This window comes from Vibrio sp. NFR, from assembly GCF_027587095.1.
Lineage (GTDB): Bacteria > Pseudomonadota > Gammaproteobacteria > Enterobacterales > Vibrionaceae > Vibrio > Vibrio harveyi.
This window is the reverse complement of record NZ_JAPPTN010000027.1, coordinates 1-15088: the sequence shown is the minus strand read 5'-3', so window position 1 is coordinate 15088 and position 15088 is coordinate 1. Positions and strand designations below refer to the sequence as shown.

18 protein-coding genes are annotated in these 15088 nt (G+C 39.3%); 3 read left to right on the top strand and 15 right to left on the bottom strand.

All coding sequences use genetic code 11. The features are described from left to right. Nucleotides 1-129: 129 nt before the first annotated feature. The 4 genes from OH463_RS26100 to OH463_RS26075 form a co-directional block, all read right to left on the bottom strand. Entirely contained in the window at nt 130-576 is a 447-nt protein-coding gene (locus OH463_RS26100; RefSeq protein ID WP_269993243.1) for a hypothetical protein, read from the bottom strand. After that, nucleotides 524-1441: a hypothetical protein gene (locus tag OH463_RS26095; RefSeq protein WP_269993241.1), complete on the bottom strand. Its 918-nt coding sequence runs from the start codon at nt 1439-1441 to the stop codon at nt 524-526. The genes OH463_RS26100 and OH463_RS26095 overlap by 53 nt, the downstream gene beginning before the upstream one ends. A 148-nt stretch (nt 1442-1589) precedes the next feature. Continuing rightward, on the bottom strand, nt 1590-2108 hold the full coding sequence (locus OH463_RS26085; RefSeq protein WP_050940300.1) for a hypothetical protein: 519 nt from the start codon (nt 2106-2108) through the stop codon (nt 1590-1592). Between the two features lie 401 nt (nt 2109-2509). After that, nucleotides 2510-2977 carry a hypothetical protein gene (locus tag OH463_RS26075; RefSeq protein WP_049535828.1) on the bottom strand — a complete coding sequence of 156 codons (468 nt, stop codon included), beginning with the start codon at nt 2975-2977 and terminating at the stop codon, nt 2510-2512. Between the two features lie 518 nt (nt 2978-3495). On the opposite strand from OH463_RS26075, the gene OH463_RS26065 reads away from it, so the two are divergent. Further along, a complete protein-coding gene (locus OH463_RS26065; protein ID WP_179000663.1) occupies nt 3496-4266 on the top strand; it encodes a reverse transcriptase domain-containing protein in 771 nt (256 codons plus the stop codon). A gap of 601 nt (nt 4267-4867) precedes the next feature. Here OH463_RS26065 and OH463_RS26050 read toward each other — a convergent pair. Next, a complete protein-coding gene (locus tag OH463_RS26050; RefSeq protein ID WP_269993227.1) occupies nt 4868-5341 on the bottom strand; it encodes a GrpB family protein in 474 nt (157 codons plus the stop codon). Nucleotides 5342-6084: 743 nt separating this feature from the next. On the opposite strand from OH463_RS26050, the gene OH463_RS26035 reads away from it, so the two are divergent. Together OH463_RS26035 and OH463_RS26030 are read left to right on the top strand one after the other, a co-directional pair. Beyond that, nucleotides 6085-6369, top strand: coding sequence for a type II toxin-antitoxin system RelB/DinJ family antitoxin (locus tag OH463_RS26035; protein WP_005398409.1), 285 nt, complete (start codon nt 6085-6087; stop codon nt 6367-6369). Next, nucleotides 6366-6644, top strand: a complete 279-nt coding sequence (locus tag OH463_RS26030; RefSeq protein ID WP_005398411.1) for a type II toxin-antitoxin system RelE/ParE family toxin — start codon at nt 6366-6368, stop codon at nt 6642-6644. The genes OH463_RS26035 and OH463_RS26030 overlap by 4 nt, the downstream gene beginning before the upstream one ends. Before the next feature lie 135 nt (nt 6645-6779). On the opposite strand, the gene OH463_RS26020 is transcribed toward OH463_RS26030, so the two are convergent. The 10 genes from OH463_RS26020 to OH463_RS25950 all read right to left on the bottom strand — a co-directional run. Continuing rightward, entirely contained in the window at nt 6780-7373 is a 594-nt protein-coding gene (locus OH463_RS26020; protein WP_238803215.1) for a hypothetical protein, read from the bottom strand. Between the two features lie 320 nt (nt 7374-7693). Continuing rightward, the gene (locus OH463_RS26010) at nt 7694-8194 is read right to left on the bottom strand and encodes a hypothetical protein (protein ID WP_025523672.1); all 501 of its coding nucleotides are present in this window, start codon (nt 8192-8194) and stop codon (nt 7694-7696) included. 156 nt (nt 8195-8350) lie between these two features. Continuing rightward, the gene (locus OH463_RS26000) at nt 8351-8815 is read right to left on the bottom strand and encodes a hypothetical protein (RefSeq protein WP_269993186.1); all 465 of its coding nucleotides are present in this window, start codon (nt 8813-8815) and stop codon (nt 8351-8353) included. Nucleotides 8816-8960: 145 nt separating this feature from the next. Then, nucleotides 8961-9920: a hypothetical protein gene (locus tag OH463_RS25990; RefSeq protein ID WP_269993184.1), complete on the bottom strand. Its 960-nt coding sequence runs from the start codon at nt 9918-9920 to the stop codon at nt 8961-8963. 193 nt (nt 9921-10113) lie between these two features. Then, nucleotides 10114-10590: a hypothetical protein gene (locus OH463_RS25985; protein WP_269993182.1), complete on the bottom strand. Its 477-nt coding sequence runs from the start codon at nt 10588-10590 to the stop codon at nt 10114-10116. Beyond that, on the bottom strand, nt 10587-11336 hold the full coding sequence (locus tag OH463_RS25980; RefSeq protein ID WP_269993181.1) for a hypothetical protein: 750 nt from the start codon (nt 11334-11336) through the stop codon (nt 10587-10589). The genes OH463_RS25985 and OH463_RS25980 overlap by 4 nt, the downstream gene beginning before the upstream one ends. Nucleotides 11337-11573: 237 nt before the next feature. Beyond that, nucleotides 11574-11978: an SH3 domain-containing protein gene (locus OH463_RS26345; protein WP_080544944.1), complete on the bottom strand. Its 405-nt coding sequence runs from the start codon at nt 11976-11978 to the stop codon at nt 11574-11576. A 205-nt stretch (nt 11979-12183) separates the two neighbouring features. Continuing rightward, nucleotides 12184-12705 (bottom strand): GNAT family N-acetyltransferase, encoded by a 522-nt coding sequence (locus OH463_RS25965; RefSeq protein WP_269993179.1) that lies wholly within the window; start codon nt 12703-12705, stop codon nt 12184-12186. Between the two features lie 138 nt (nt 12706-12843). Continuing rightward, the gene (locus tag OH463_RS25955) at nt 12844-13860 is read right to left on the bottom strand and encodes a hypothetical protein (protein WP_269993178.1); all 1017 of its coding nucleotides are present in this window, start codon (nt 13858-13860) and stop codon (nt 12844-12846) included. 689 nt (nt 13861-14549) lie between these two features. Continuing rightward, a partial coding sequence (locus tag OH463_RS25950) for a hypothetical protein (RefSeq protein WP_269993176.1) occupies nt 14550-15088 on the bottom strand: 539 nt, incomplete at its 5' end.

Here is a 15088-nt window from a genome sequence, read left to right as displayed (position 1 = left end):
CACTCTAACGCCCTGTTAAGGTGTGAGCAACGCAATACCAAAGCCTCCGCAGAACACCTTAAACACAAAAACGCAACGCATAGTAAAAATGCCACGCGTTGCGAATCACTCTTAAACAGTTTGTTATATTTAGAGGGCTGAGACTCTTGCTAGGCATGTTTGCATTTCAGATAGTATTTTATTAACGACCCTATCTTGATTAGGAAAAGCACCAGCTTGATGCATAAAGTGGTTTCTTTTGTCCACAATTTCTGTTTGAAATTGATGTCTTTCTGCTTGAGTCAAATGCTGCAAACCAGGTTTAGTATGATTAGCAAACGACCAAATATATGATCCTAAAGCAGGTGTTTTATAAGGTATAGCATGAAGTCTCGCAAAAGTACCTAAAGCCGTATCTAAACCTCTAGTTGCATGAAGTATCTGCAATAAGTGTTTTCTTTGTTTAGGTAAAACATTTGAGCAACGATGAACCTCATTAAACTCACCTTGAACTAAGTTACATTCGTGCTCTGACGCAATAATACTACCAGTTACGATTACGTTTAATGTATCGATTCTTTTTTTTGCTGAGCTCACGGATACCACCTTCGATTCTATTTGAGAGAAACTCTGAGTAACTATTAACACTATTAATATTAGTTGCTCCACTTAAAGATAAACCACAAAATGAAGCGCTTCTTAGCCCCTTGAGCACATCATGCTTATAGCTAGGAACAGATTCAGACATTATAAACTTACCCAACATCAAATCACTTTCTAAAACACCATCTTCAAAATTTGACTCGATCTGCAAAGAAGAAATGCAAATGTTGCGTAACAAGTCCATCTTCTTACTAGAGCTATTAAAGTTAGGAATAGAAATAACACTACGTTCGGTCTTATAAAACAAATGTGATTTAAAAAATTCTTTTTTCACACCTCTATTTCGAGTATTTTTTAACCAATCCGAATAATAGACACTTTCAAGTATATCGTCATCGAAAGAAATATTTATTTCCCGATCGTGAGTGTGCGATTCTTGACTTAGCGATAGCTCATAAACAATTCCAAACCTTACATAATGCTCATCTCTAAGAAAGAGGTTACGCTCTACAATAGAATCAGGGGTTTTATCATTTAGTAAATTTAGACTTGTCGTAAAGTCGCTGTCTTCAATTACCCGATCAAAGTTAGATATACAGGCAAATAATATCCTCTCATTATTGTCTTCTGGAAGAACCAGCACATGCTTTGTATGTACAGGAAGAGCTAACCTTGAAATTGCCAGCCTTGACAATAAGTTTTTTAAACGAACTTTTTCATCTGAATGGACTCGATAGTAAGCATTTATTTCCCCTTTTTTTGCAACAAGAGCATCAGGGGAGGATATCAAATTGGGATGATCTGGTGAGTCGACGTAAGTAAACTCTGATCTTAACTTTGAGTCATATTTATCTAACAAATAACCTCCTCATTGTAACTGAATATAACGCCCTGTTAAGGTGTGAGCAACGCAATACCGATGCTGCCGCATACCACCTTAAACACTAAACGCAACGCATAGTGAAAATGCCACGCGTTGCGAATCGCCCTTAAACAGTTTGTTAGGCTTAAAATCTTGGTTGTGAATATAGAGTCATATTGCTTTGATGTTCTTGCTCCGACAACAACTCTAAATTGAGTAATTTGGCAGATATTGACAACGGACTTCTTTCAAGTTGGAGCGCTATCTCTTTTATATCTAATCTCTGGCTATGGAGCCTTAACAATATAGCCAAGTCTCGATCATACCAACTGAGCCCTGCATTTCTTGGTCGACCTGCACGTTCATTCTCTGAACGTTTATGGGCATCTTGCTTTTGTCTATAAACAACTTTCTCAGAAGCTACAGTACCTTTAACTACAAAACCCTCTCCTTGTGGGTTTCGAACTAAAGTTGTTCCAGGGTGAGCTAGAGCATAAGCTTTAGCGTCCGCCAAAGAAGAGAAGTAGTTTGAAGCACTACTAAATTCCTCTTTTAACTCCTCTTCAGGCTCTTCAAAAGAATCTCCCCAACCCGGCTTATCCCAAGCGAAATCTCCATTTTCATCAGGAAAATATAGTTCGGGAAACTCGTCGCACATTGGCATTACTCAATCTCCCTTAGTTAGACGTATTTTCGTCGGGTGAACAACAATAAGAAATAATCCCAGACACAACTAAAATAGGTCCCGCAACGTATGTCACATAAACTCCAACGTAAGAGACTGTGCACCAAATCAAAATATAAACTGCTAATGTAATAATGAAAACGGCAAGCGATTTCTCATACAACCATTGTTTCATCAAGAACCACAACTCTGGAAAATAAAAATTAGCGAGATTATAAAACAAATATAAAATATGACATACTGTTATTTTAAGCCTAACGCCCTGTTAAGGTGTGAGCAACGCAATACCGAAGCCTCCGCAGACCACCTTAAACACTAAAACCAACGCATAGTAAAAATGCCACGCGTTGCGAATCACTCTTAAACAGTTTGTTAGGTTTTTACTCAAAGAGTGCTCTATAAACTGGCGAAGATTTACTCTCATTCAAATCAATGACTTTTACATGCTTCGAAGCATGCATGGCAAGTTTACGATCCATTGTAACCAAGTACGCATCTTCAATCTTTGCGATGCATGCAAAAACCAAATCTGCTCCATACAACTTATCAAAGCCATCCAACGTAAATAATTGATTAGCTTTTCGAATTAGTTCTTGGTCAACATCGTACATAAGAGCTCGGTCATCTAAAAGATAGAACTCTCTAAGAACCGGTTTTCCTTTGCGAGCGAGCTTTGAGACCGTTGCATTTACTTCGAAAACAGCGAGAGTTGGAAATATATTTTGATAGTCAATATCAATCCAACCATCAGAAAGATCTTTAAATAGGCTTCTACCCGGTGAATATCCATCATCATTCGATTCTTTAATATTTACTATTGCTGATGTATCCCATACAAACTTATGCATTTTACCTCCGAAAACCTAACGCCCTGTTAAGGTGTGAGCAACGCAATACCAATGCCGCAGCATACCACCTTAAACACATAAGCTAACGCATAACAAAAATGCCACGCGTTGCGAATCACTCTTAAACAGTTTGTTAACCCTACTCCCAACATATAGCACTGTTTTTATTGACTTTACTAGAGCTAAGCGTAGAATTCAAAGTCCCTGACATTAGGCGACATCGTTGCCATCCCTCTATAGTTGTCACAATGTGATTCTTGAGGACTCTTATGATTGATTTCAATGTTATTCATATGTTGTCCTGATAGTTAATGAAAGTCATGCGCTCGCGCTAGGCATGTCGGGGTCTTTATGGAGGGCTAGATTATGGAAAAACAACCAAATCTAAGTCTAGTTAAAGAGCGCATCGAGTTGACTACTAAAGTGTTCAACTTGCTTACAGCTGTAGGTAAGTTTGCACTAGTCGCTTACGCGCTATTTAACGTGGCTTTTAATTATTGCACTGAAGATCAAATAACATGTACCTGAATATTGGATGGAAAAATAGGTTTGAAGTAAAACCCGGAACTTGGGTGTATGAACCAACCTTAGAATCCAAAAAATACGGTCGTGAATTGATTACCCAAATTCGTAAAAAGTGGAAAGCTCCTGAGTACTATTATCACCTGCGTGACGGCGGACATGTAAAAGCTTTGGAAAAACATACAGCTAATAATTTCTTTGCTAGCCTTGATATCAAAGATTTTTTTGGTTCTATAAGTCGCACAAGAGTTACAAGAACTTTAAAACCACTTTTTGGATACGATATCGCACGAAAGTTAGCCAAACTCTCATCTGTCAAAAATGATGGCTCTAAAGCCCATTCGCACAGCATTCCTTATGGGTACGTGCAGTCGCCAATTTTAGCCTCTATTTGTTTACATAAAAGCACATTTGGTTCTGAACTAGACTCATGCTTTAACGACCAAAATGTCACTATTAGTGTTTATGTTGATGACATTGTGATCTCATCGAATGACAAAGAGCTTTTGAAGCACTGGTGTGAACGGCTAAAAAACGCAGCCAAACGTTCTAAGTTTACATTAAACGCGTTAAAAGAATCGCCAGCAGATTCCACTGTCGTAGCTTTCAACATCGAAGTTACCCACAATTCAATGGTGATAACGAAAGAGCGATTCAAATTGCTTTACGAAGCATATCAAAATAGCCAATCAATAATGCAACGCAAAGGCATTGGTGGCTATGTGGGAACTGTAAATAAATCTCAGGCTCGCCTACTGGATTTATAAATATCTGATAGTAGGGTTAACGCTCTGTTAAGGGGTGAGCAACGCAATACTGAAGCCGCCGCATACCACCTTAAACACTAAAGCCAACGCATAGTGAAAATGCCACGCGTTGCGAATCCCTCTTGAACAGTTTGTTAACTGAGCGCCTTTCAGTTTTCGCCGATCTTTCAGCCACTTTCGCCAAAGCTCGTTTTGCTAATTAATGATTAGCAAAGCTAACTCAAATATGTATTTAACCAAAAAATTACCGTTTATCTTTAGTTTGAAATGCGTCTCACAACACCATACTTCGGCGATATAACTGCGCCGAACTAATCGCGAATGCCTTATATTATTAGAAGGCTTTGTGCCGCCTTTCACATCAGTAAACTTAAGTATCAAACTGAAATTAGTCGCATTAGCTCAGCTAAGGAAACCAACCGGACACGCTAAATCTCTGAACCTAGAAACTGTATCATTGTGCTTTCGTATTTTCTGCGCCAGTTAACGCCCTGTTAAGGTGTGAGCAACGTAATCCCGATGCTTCCGCATACCACCTTAAGCACTAAAAACAACGCATAGTAAAAATGCCACGCGTTGCGAATCACTCTTAAACAGTTTGTTATGCCTGTCCTAACACGCGCTCAATAAAAGCTGATTTTTTCCGACGATACTCTTCGTGAGACCAACCTGTACAAGACATTTTCAGCTCATTGTATCGTTGAACTAACTCAGGACTTTTACGGAGTTTGTCTCTAAACCCCACAAATAACTCAAACTCCGAACCATTAGCTACAACTTGAAAAGCGACATCCTCACCTGAGCTATTTTCCAGCATGCAAAGCTCCGGAGTTCTTAACGTATCGGATTTTTCGTTGAAGCCTAGAGTAGAAAGTAACTTTACTGCATTCTCTAGTTCCTTACCGTTAACACCAACAAGTATGTCTAGGTCACCTTTAGATACAGCATTGGGGATAGAGGAAGCTCCAATATGCTCAATGGATGCATCTGGAAGTAAAGCAGCTATCTCATATTCGTACTTACGATATAGGTTTTCGCAAGATGCCTGATATTCATCTGCTTTGTAAAACTGCATATTTTCTCCCAAAAGGCATAACGCCTTGCTAAGGTGTGAGTAACGCAATACAAAAGCTACCGCACAGCGCCTTAATCACATAAGCCACCGCAAAGTAAAAATGCCACGCGTTACGAATCACTCTTAAGCAATTTGTTAGTACATGCGCTACTTCTATTTATGCGCTCCAAGATATTGAAAAGTGGCATAATATGAAAGGCTTTGAACACTGAAGTGAGACGGGCAGCTACAAAACTTTACCTCGATTGAAAGACGAAAGTTGGCTAGAAGAAAAATGCATTGAACTGCCCTACTTTCACTGGCTTCAAATTAGAAAAGGATTCGATCCTCGCACTTCGACGGCAATACCAAAGAAAGACAATTCTGACTTAGTAAAAGCCACGAAAGAGAAGAAGCGCTAAAGAAATAGGGTAAGAGTTAGACACCGTAAATGGTGAAATCAAAGCAAACACTCCGCATATAGTGCCACCGGAAAGAACGTGAAAGGTACAAACTGAAAGGTGTAAAGACAAACGCCAAAACAGATAAACACCAAAACTTATGACCTTTGATGTCAAACCCGTACTAACGCCCAATTAAGGTGTGAGGCACGCAATACGATGCTTCCGCATAACACCTTAATCACTAAAACCAACGCATAGTAAAAATGCCACGCGTGCCGAATCACTCTTAAATTGTTTGTTAGTTGCCCATCTCAAAGCCTAGTGCTAACATTTGTACACACACCAAAAAAGGAATACATCATGGACACTAGAATTCAATTTCGTGTTGATGAAGAAACAAAACGCCTAGCTCAACAAATGGCTGAGAGCCAAGGTCGCACTCTGAGTGACGCATGTCGTGAACTTACTGAGCAACTCGCTGAACAACAAAGAAAAACATTATCTCACGATGCATGGCTAACTGAACAAGTAAACCTAGCCTTTGAGAAGTTTGACTCAGGAAAATCTGTTTTCGTTGAGCACCAAACTGCTAAGTCTCGAATGGAAGAGCGCAAAGCCAGAATCCGTAATCGAGGTAAGCAATGATTTTATGGGAAGAAGAGTCACTTAATGATCGTGAAAAGATCTTCGAGTTTCTCTATGACTTCAACCCTGATGCGGCAGAAAAAACTGACAACCTCATTGAAGCAAAAGTAGAAAACTTGCTTGAACAACCTTTAATGGGTGTACAACGAGATGGCATCCGCGGACGATTGCTCATTATTCCTGAGATTTCGATGATTGTCTCTTATTGGGTCGAGGGCGATATCATCAGAGTTATGCGTGTACTCCACCAGAAACAAAAATTCCCTACGGATTGATTGCTTCCTCTGGGGAACTAACGCCCTGTTAAGGTGTGAGCAACGCAATACTGAAGCTGCCGCATACCACCTTAAACACTAAACGCAACGCATAGTAAAAATGCCACGCGTTGCGAATCACTCTTAAACAGTTTGTTAGCTGTTCCGCTGCACTCGATTGTCCAAGTACGCATATTTAGCAAGCTCTGATATAAAGAACCTTGAAAGAGCATCTACAGACGAAGTCTTCAGGAGCATCGGCACAACAGCGAATTTATATAAGTACATTACTGGTAAGACTAGGATAGCGTAACCAAGAACAATCAGAAATAAAGCTAACACCAAATATCCCCAAACCTCACTAAAAGATAAATTGTGAATTAAATTATAAAACCCAACCTCATTTTCAGAACGGGGAATTGTGATTAAAGCAATTAAACTAATAAGATAGATAACCAAACTTAAAATGCGATTCTTTGAGTCAGGGCTGTAGATAAAATTACAAAACCGAGACCACTCTGATTTACTAGATAATCCATGCTCACTCTTAGCAATCTCCCTAATTTCCTTTAGGTCTTTCATCGCATCAAATAAAGACTTACCAATGTGAGCAACTAAGGTTTTGAGGTACACAGCTTTGTGATGATCTACGTTATCACTATTTAGAAGGGTGTAGTTTGACAAATGACAGATTAGGTTTCTGTCATAACGCCTCCTAGCGTCCGCTAGCAGCATCGCAGCCAATACCATTAGAACTATCGACAATACGTCGATTTTTAGAACCACTTGAATATACGCACTTAACAAAAAAAGAATTAGGGATATGAATAAATACAAAACTCCTCTTGCTCCGAAGTAAGAGAAACTAACTGTATTTTGATAATAGATTCTCGACAAATACCTCAACTCTTCCAATGTTATTTACTCCTTTTAAAATAGGACAGCTAACGCCCTGTTAAGGTGTGAGCAACGCAATACCGAAGCTACCGCATACCACCTTAAACACTAAACGCAACGCATAGCAAAAATGCCACGCGTTGCGAATCACTCTTAAACAGTTTGTTATGTGATTAATTTTTACCCAGAACTTTGTATCCCCAGCGCTTATTTAATAAGTCACTGACAATGTAAACATTAAAAGGAGGTTGAACTTCTGGTAGCACAACTAACATAGAGTTTTTCCATACTGTAATTCCATTCGTTGTCTCGTATGATGCTACGCTCGCACTACCTTGCTTCTTCGCCAACACATTTCCAGCTTCGTCAACAACTACAGTTTTCCACCACTTCGTATCTGCCGATTCAATTGTTGGTGTTTTAACATGTGCCAGCAAATATCCATTTACCGGAATCTTCGAATAATCAGGCTCTTCAAACGCTAGTTCCGCTTTCTTTTTCTCGATTGCTCTTAGCGTATCAACATCGTAGTAATCAACATACGCAATTGAACCAAAGTCGTTAGGATCTTCGATGTTTTGGACTATATTTCCATTAACGGCACGAGTCGTGCCCAGATTTGAACAACCAACTAAGACAAAGCTCAAAATCAAGCCTACTACTATCTTATTCATTTTTTCCTCGATTGATGATTAATCACATAACGCCCTGTTAAGGTGTGAGCAACGCAATGCCGAAGCTACCGCATACCACCTTAAACACCAGACGCAACGCATAGCAAAAATGCCAAGCGTTGCGAATCACTCTTAAACAGTTTGTTATATTAATGTTCACTCCGTTACGGTTGCTGCCTTTTCCGCCGCTTTTAATCTCTGGTAATCATCTAGTATTTTCCTAACTTCGTTCCAAGACTCTTGAGTATCACATTCAACTTTTTCTACTGTCACTTTTTCGACAACCGTATTAACTAACCATGGCGGAGTTAAGGGAGGAAGCTCCACTGACATTGCAGCCGAAGATAGGCACACAATATCACTGTATTTCACTTCCGGAAGTTCGATATCTTTAAGTTCTTTCACTAACGATTTATATAGTTCACAGTCAATATTTTTGTACTTTACTTCATCGCATGTGGTTACTATCAATTGGGAGTTTGCATGCTCTTGAGACATTAACTGAGCACCAGAGATTTTTGCTGTTGGCACAAAAACCTGATAAGCGCTATAAGCCATCACATATAAAATAAGACCACAAACCAGTGCTTTAGCAAGCCGTTTTAAATGATATACACTCAAATTTTTTCTCCAAACTTAAAAATTAATATAACGCCCTGTTAAGGTGTGAGCAACGCAATACCTAAGCCACCGCATACCACCTTAAACACTAAACGCAACGCATAGTAAAAATGCCACGCGTTGCGAATCACTCTTAAACAGATTGTTAAGCTTCATGAACTAGACGTTTACACAATAGTTCATTCCCCTTGCCTGTAACGTAGATAACAGCTTGATTTCGTGAGTTAACTAACGAATTCAAAAGGATCGTATCATACTTGTCCTTGCTAAATTTATTAGACGAGACATCGAAGTCGGCTAACGTACCCGCCAAATAGTCAGGAATTCGAATTAACTCATCAAAATAATTTTTCCCAGACTTCTCCGGCTCAGGAAATATAAACTGAGGAGTATCCAACATTAGCACTGAATTCTCTGTCCTCTCAAAGTGCTCAGAGTAACCTTGTAAAAATAAAAAGTATGCTAGGTCAAAGACAAAGCTATCATATCTTTCAAGTAGAGCATCTCGGTCAGAAACCCATTGAATATATCTAGGTTTTTTAGCTATGGTTAAAATTTCAAACACAACACTAGCAAATGCAGAAACTATATAAATTTGACGCGCAAGTTTTGAATTGAAATTTTTCTTTGAAAAATCAGATTCAAAAGCCTTAACCCTTTTCATAACTCCGTCAATATAACCGCCTTGAAATGTTGAGTTGCTTGCGATGTCTGATATGACACTTCGAAATGCAGGCAAGAATGACAACATATTTTCGTCTGTAGCATAGTCCCGAAGTAAGTTAGATTTTCGATCAATTACAAAAGTAAAAGAAAAACTTACAGGTGAGTTTATATATTGTAAAAATTCGACAGAGACCGTCCTAGTTGACTTGATATCCCTAGGTGCAAAGTGGTTGATGTATTCTTTGATGTTCTCCAGCTTGTCGTGATGCAACAAAACTGTAAACGACACCGTGTCATTTTGCTTAGTTTTGTCCCCGAAGCAATAGTCCGAAATAACATACCACGCAGCTCCATCCGGCATTGTGTCTAACCAGTTAGTCAGATCATATTTTGCTGACTGATTTACAGTTTTCTTTAAAGGAATCAACAGTTCTAACATATATCCTCGATGAAGCTTAACGCCGCATTAAGGTGTGAGCAACGCTACCACTAAGCTTAACCATACTACCTTAAACACAAAACCCAACGATGACATCAAAAATGCCAAGCGTTGGGAATCACTCTTAAATGCTTTGTTATGTAACGAAGAGTTGCTAGGGATATATTCTAAGTAGAGCCAACAAAACTCCGATTTACTTAACGACTTTTAGCTGTGGTTGACAAGGCTTGATTGACTCATCTTTAGTTTGGTCACAACCGTCAAACAAAACATTTGTATTCTCTTGTTCGTCAATACCTTCTTGCCTGCTGCTACTCATAGCTTCAAATATTTTCTGAGTTACCTTTATAGATTTTCTTGCGTCATCATCTGAGAAGCGACGAGATAAGTTATAATCAGCTTTGGTTCTCTTCAGCTTAAGTTTTGATAGCTCTAACCCCCACTCACGATAGGACTCGTTATCGCTTTTTCTCAGTCTCTGAATTAAAACTTCATGGGAGCCAAAATCCTTCTTCTTTGTCTCGAGGTTTGGCAACCCTTGGCATTCACCAAGCTTGTGAAAAAGCGCGTAATAAGAGTTTCGGGCAACATTCCTCAGCACGACTTCGTTTTTATCCGGTTGGGCATATAGAGCTTGAGAATGTTCTAGCAATTCGAGGGGGGTTATCAACTCTTGACCTCCATAGCAAATGAGATATCACACAATTTATCATCCACTATTTCGTACTGAGCTAACCTTTTCGTCCAGCTAGATTCCATATCAAAAACGCTTTCGAAATCAGAGCCCTTGACTTGTACGGCTAACTCTAGCGAAGCATAGTCTCCCAAGTTACACAAGCCAAACTGTATGGAAGAGCTTCTCGCTTTAGCTTCAGCAAGTATTTCTGTCAGAGTGGAAAAAACATAATTAAAGTAAGAAGATGCTCTTGACACAATTTCTTCATTACGCTCGAAATAGTCATATATCTTGTCGTGACTTAGATAATCATCATCGTGAGTTAAAACATATTTATCTGATATATATGAGCAATACTCTAGATCCAACGTGTACAGAGCAGAATCATACACATCACTCATCACTTTGCTATGTTCTAGTATGTAAGGAAACTCTTTTGAGATATCAACAACGCTCTTGAATAAACGGGCATTTTTCAGCGCGGAGACCATATTCGATACACATTGTGGTTCGTAAAAGTTTGACCTCAGACACCTATTGACTGTATCGATAGCTAACTGATATTTAGCCGAGTGTGAATATAACGCTGATAAGCAAACATATTTGAGTGGTGCTCTAAGTTGATTAGCTTTACGAATGAGTTGTTGAATTTCTATTTCGGATAACGTTCTTCCGCTGTCAATACAACCATTCAGAATATCGAAAATCTCATTCTCAACAGGTTTAGGCTCTCGTGACATTGAAATACTCTTATATATGTTATTACGCGCATACTAACTTAACCGAACATGCCAATCAATTAGTTTATAGTAATAGTTTGGTATGGAAACGTCATGAGATACATAACGCCCTGTTAAGGTGTGAGCAACGCAATACCGATGCCGCCGCATACCACCTTAAACACTAAACGCAACGCATAGTGAAAATGCCACGCGTTGCGAATCACACTTAAACAGTTTGTTAGCCGTCTTTGCCAGTTACTTGTAACTTACATATTGCTTGCTCACGTAACCAACCTGACTATCGAATGCAATCTGATAAAAAAGCGGATTGGAAGAACTCAAAACCCGCAACTTCATGCCTCTTGTCACTTTTCCCAACACTTCAGCGTCAGCCGATGCGGCTTTTCGTACATTCAAGACACTTGCAGTAACTACATAACTCTTTGATGCAGTGCGTGTCTTGTTGTTAGAAGCTGAATAACTGTTGTTTGTGGGCGTATACGAAGACCTGAATGAAGACGTGTAACGTTTTCTTCGACTGGTACTTCTACCGCCACGCTTTCTACCTCTCCTAGCTTCAACGTCTAGAGGCGTTAAGCCCAAAAGGAGGGCAAAAAAGCCACCAATTAAACCAAATGATTTTCTTCTGTTGCTGTTCATACATTAATGCAAAATAAAAAGGTGCAGCATTATATATGCAACAGAGACAATTGATATAGAAACTTAGACGGCTAACGCCCTGTTAAGGGGTGAGCAACGCAATACAAGAGCCGCCGCATACCGCCTTAAACACTAAAACCAACGCATAGTGAAAATGCCACGCGTTGCGAATCCCTCTTGAACAGTTTGTTAGCCCTGTGGTTGACTAGTACATATAACCTAGCCAATCAAAATGTCCAACACCCCACTGCTTATCTCTGAGTGGTTTCACATACAGTTCATCAAGATGCTCTACAGCAACTCCAAAGTTGATGTGCTCGTGAAGCCTTAACCAAGACTGCATGCACTGAACTTGGTAAAAGCCGTTTGTAGAGTAGAAATCATGTAACTCAGATATAAGGATTATGAAATCCACATCTTTAGTTTCAGCAAATGCCGATAATTCTGACAACATAAAAGAGCCAATACCTTGCCCTCGATAACGTTCGTCAACACAAAAGTCGATTACGCCCAAAACCTTATGTATTTCCCCGCCGACACTAACAACGCGATAATCCAGTCCAAGATAGCCAACCAGCTGTTCACCTTGAAAATGAAGGGCACGCATATGAGGCAACTGCTTAAAGTAAGAACGACTTACTTGGCTATCTGGAAAAGCTTGATTTCTTAATGCTTCGATTGCCTTATGATGCAATTCTGAAACATCTATTTCTTTTACGATTTCCATATCGTTTCCTCGAAAAGGGCTAACGCCCTGTTAAGGTGTGAGCAACGCAATACCAAAGCCTCCGCAGAACACCTTAAACACAAAAACGCAACGCATAGTAAAAATGCCACGCGTTGCGAATCACTCTTAAACAGTTTGTTATGTGCCTATACTTCTGACTTTCTCAAGTTTATTTTTCATAAACTCAGGTAGTTCACCTGTAAAGTACTCATAGATTAATGGGTTATGGCTACAGAATAACCCAACAAACTCAGCCCAATCACCAATGGGAAGCATATCGTTTATTTTGAATAACTTATGATACTTTCCTTTAACTTGATTCTCTGCATTTCTACTATTGGTAAAAAAGCAATCACGAACTTGGAAGTACTCTTGCGTATCAAATAATTGTATTGCACCGTCAAAATGAGTGAATACATTTTTATTTAAGTCAAACTCCGCATGTAAGTACTTTGCTGGATGCAGTTTTCCTACACCAGTTTCAACAACCATTGTTTCCTCGCGGAACTCAATTAGTTGAAAGGTTTTTTTGTTCCCATTAGTGTCCCACTTAACCTCAATCGAGTAAGCATCATTAAACACAAATAACCTTTGTGCAGTATTGATATCCAATGGCACAACATGCCTTGTGACACCGTCGCTGATAGAGGCTATGTCATCCGAAAATTTAGGTCCAAACCAATAATCTTTCTCAAAAAATATCGATTTATCATTAGGGAGTCGAACCCTATCTAAGTCCAATGCTATATAGCATTTGGATGATTCATTACCGTAAAACCAGAACTCTTTTAAAAAACCTGAGTCCCAGTTAGAGTCTGGGTGGAAACCCCTACGATATAAAGGTGAGGCTAGAATTGTGAACTTAGAGCCAAATAAATAACCCACATTACGAAAAGAATACAAACCTTGACTTCTCATTAAGTCGAAGTCGATTAAACCATCCTTATCAACTATCAGTTCAGGGTAAAGGCGTTGAACTATACCCTCTGAGTTTGCTGTTAGCCCCACTCTATATGAGTAACTGAAATTTTCTTGAACTAAATTTACGCCCAGGGCTTTACAATACTTAATAAAATCATCTATTTCTTCTTGCTTGGATTCCAATATTCTTTTCATTTCAAGCTCGTCATCAAGCCGCATTTGTTCTAAATCCATTGGAATTTACCTCGTGTTCTAGGCACATAACGCCCAATTAAGTTGTGAGCGACACTGCCACATTACCCAAACACTTCACCTTAATCACCAAACCTATTGAAACCGAAAGCGCCGAGCGTTGCGAATCAGCTTGAATTGTTTGTTAGGCAAATTTTCTGCGTACTCACTAACTTGGTTTGAAAACAGAATACCTTAAACGCGATAAGCAACCAATTACCCACTGACTTTTTGTGATTCAATAACTACAAAAGCAACTATGTTACAGCCTCACTTTCAACATTCACGAAACACAGCCTTTCAACGACAAAGTAGCTTTTGAACCAGGAAACTCAAAGCTGCGAAATGACAGCGAATACGAAAGCTTCTTTGAACTCGCCCTTTCCACACCTTAAGCCAGTGAAACTCACCACCGACCAACACTGAAAACCAATGAGGCAACCCACGAATTTTGACATGTTTTACGGTTGGAAAGATTCAAGAATTTGAGCCGACAATGCTGAATTGCCGACTAAGAGAAACGATGGGCAAAGGGAGCAAGAAGATTAGAGCAAAGAACTTTTCTGCCCTTTGCCTAACGCCCAATTAAGGTGTGAAGCACGCAACCACGACACTCAACTTGACCACCGTAATCACTGAACTAAACCCAAACCAAAAATGCCAAGCGTGCTGAATCACTCTTAAATTGTTTGTTAGGCATTGGATCCCAAAGGTCTACTATAAACTGAGTCAAAGCCTTGTTCAGCCTGTTCTCGAATAGTCTTGCTGCTTCCTGACATGCTGTGAGTGATAACTTTCCAGCGATAATTCCGAAATGGTTGTTCGTTTATGTCGATTCCATTCTGACCATTCAATTTCATACAAACGGTATAGTTTGTACCATTTCTGTTCTTGTTGTATTCACTATTAAATAGGTGGCTTTCTACTCGTTTTTTAACTCTTACACCATGACCTCGGTAAATAGCTTTCAATCCATCAACACTTAGTGAACATGGATTTTTATCTGATTGATAATCAGTAAAAATCACGTATAGACCCGCACCATAGATAAGCTCTGAGATGTCTTCGTGACTATTCATATCGACGACTCTCACTTCTTTCTCCGAGATATCGGAATAATCAAAACTATCAAAGAAGGCAACAAAATGTTTGTGAAAGCTAGCTTTTAGTTCTGCCTCTTTCTTGGCTAAATTCTTAATATCGTACATTTTCCCTCCGAGATGCCTAACGC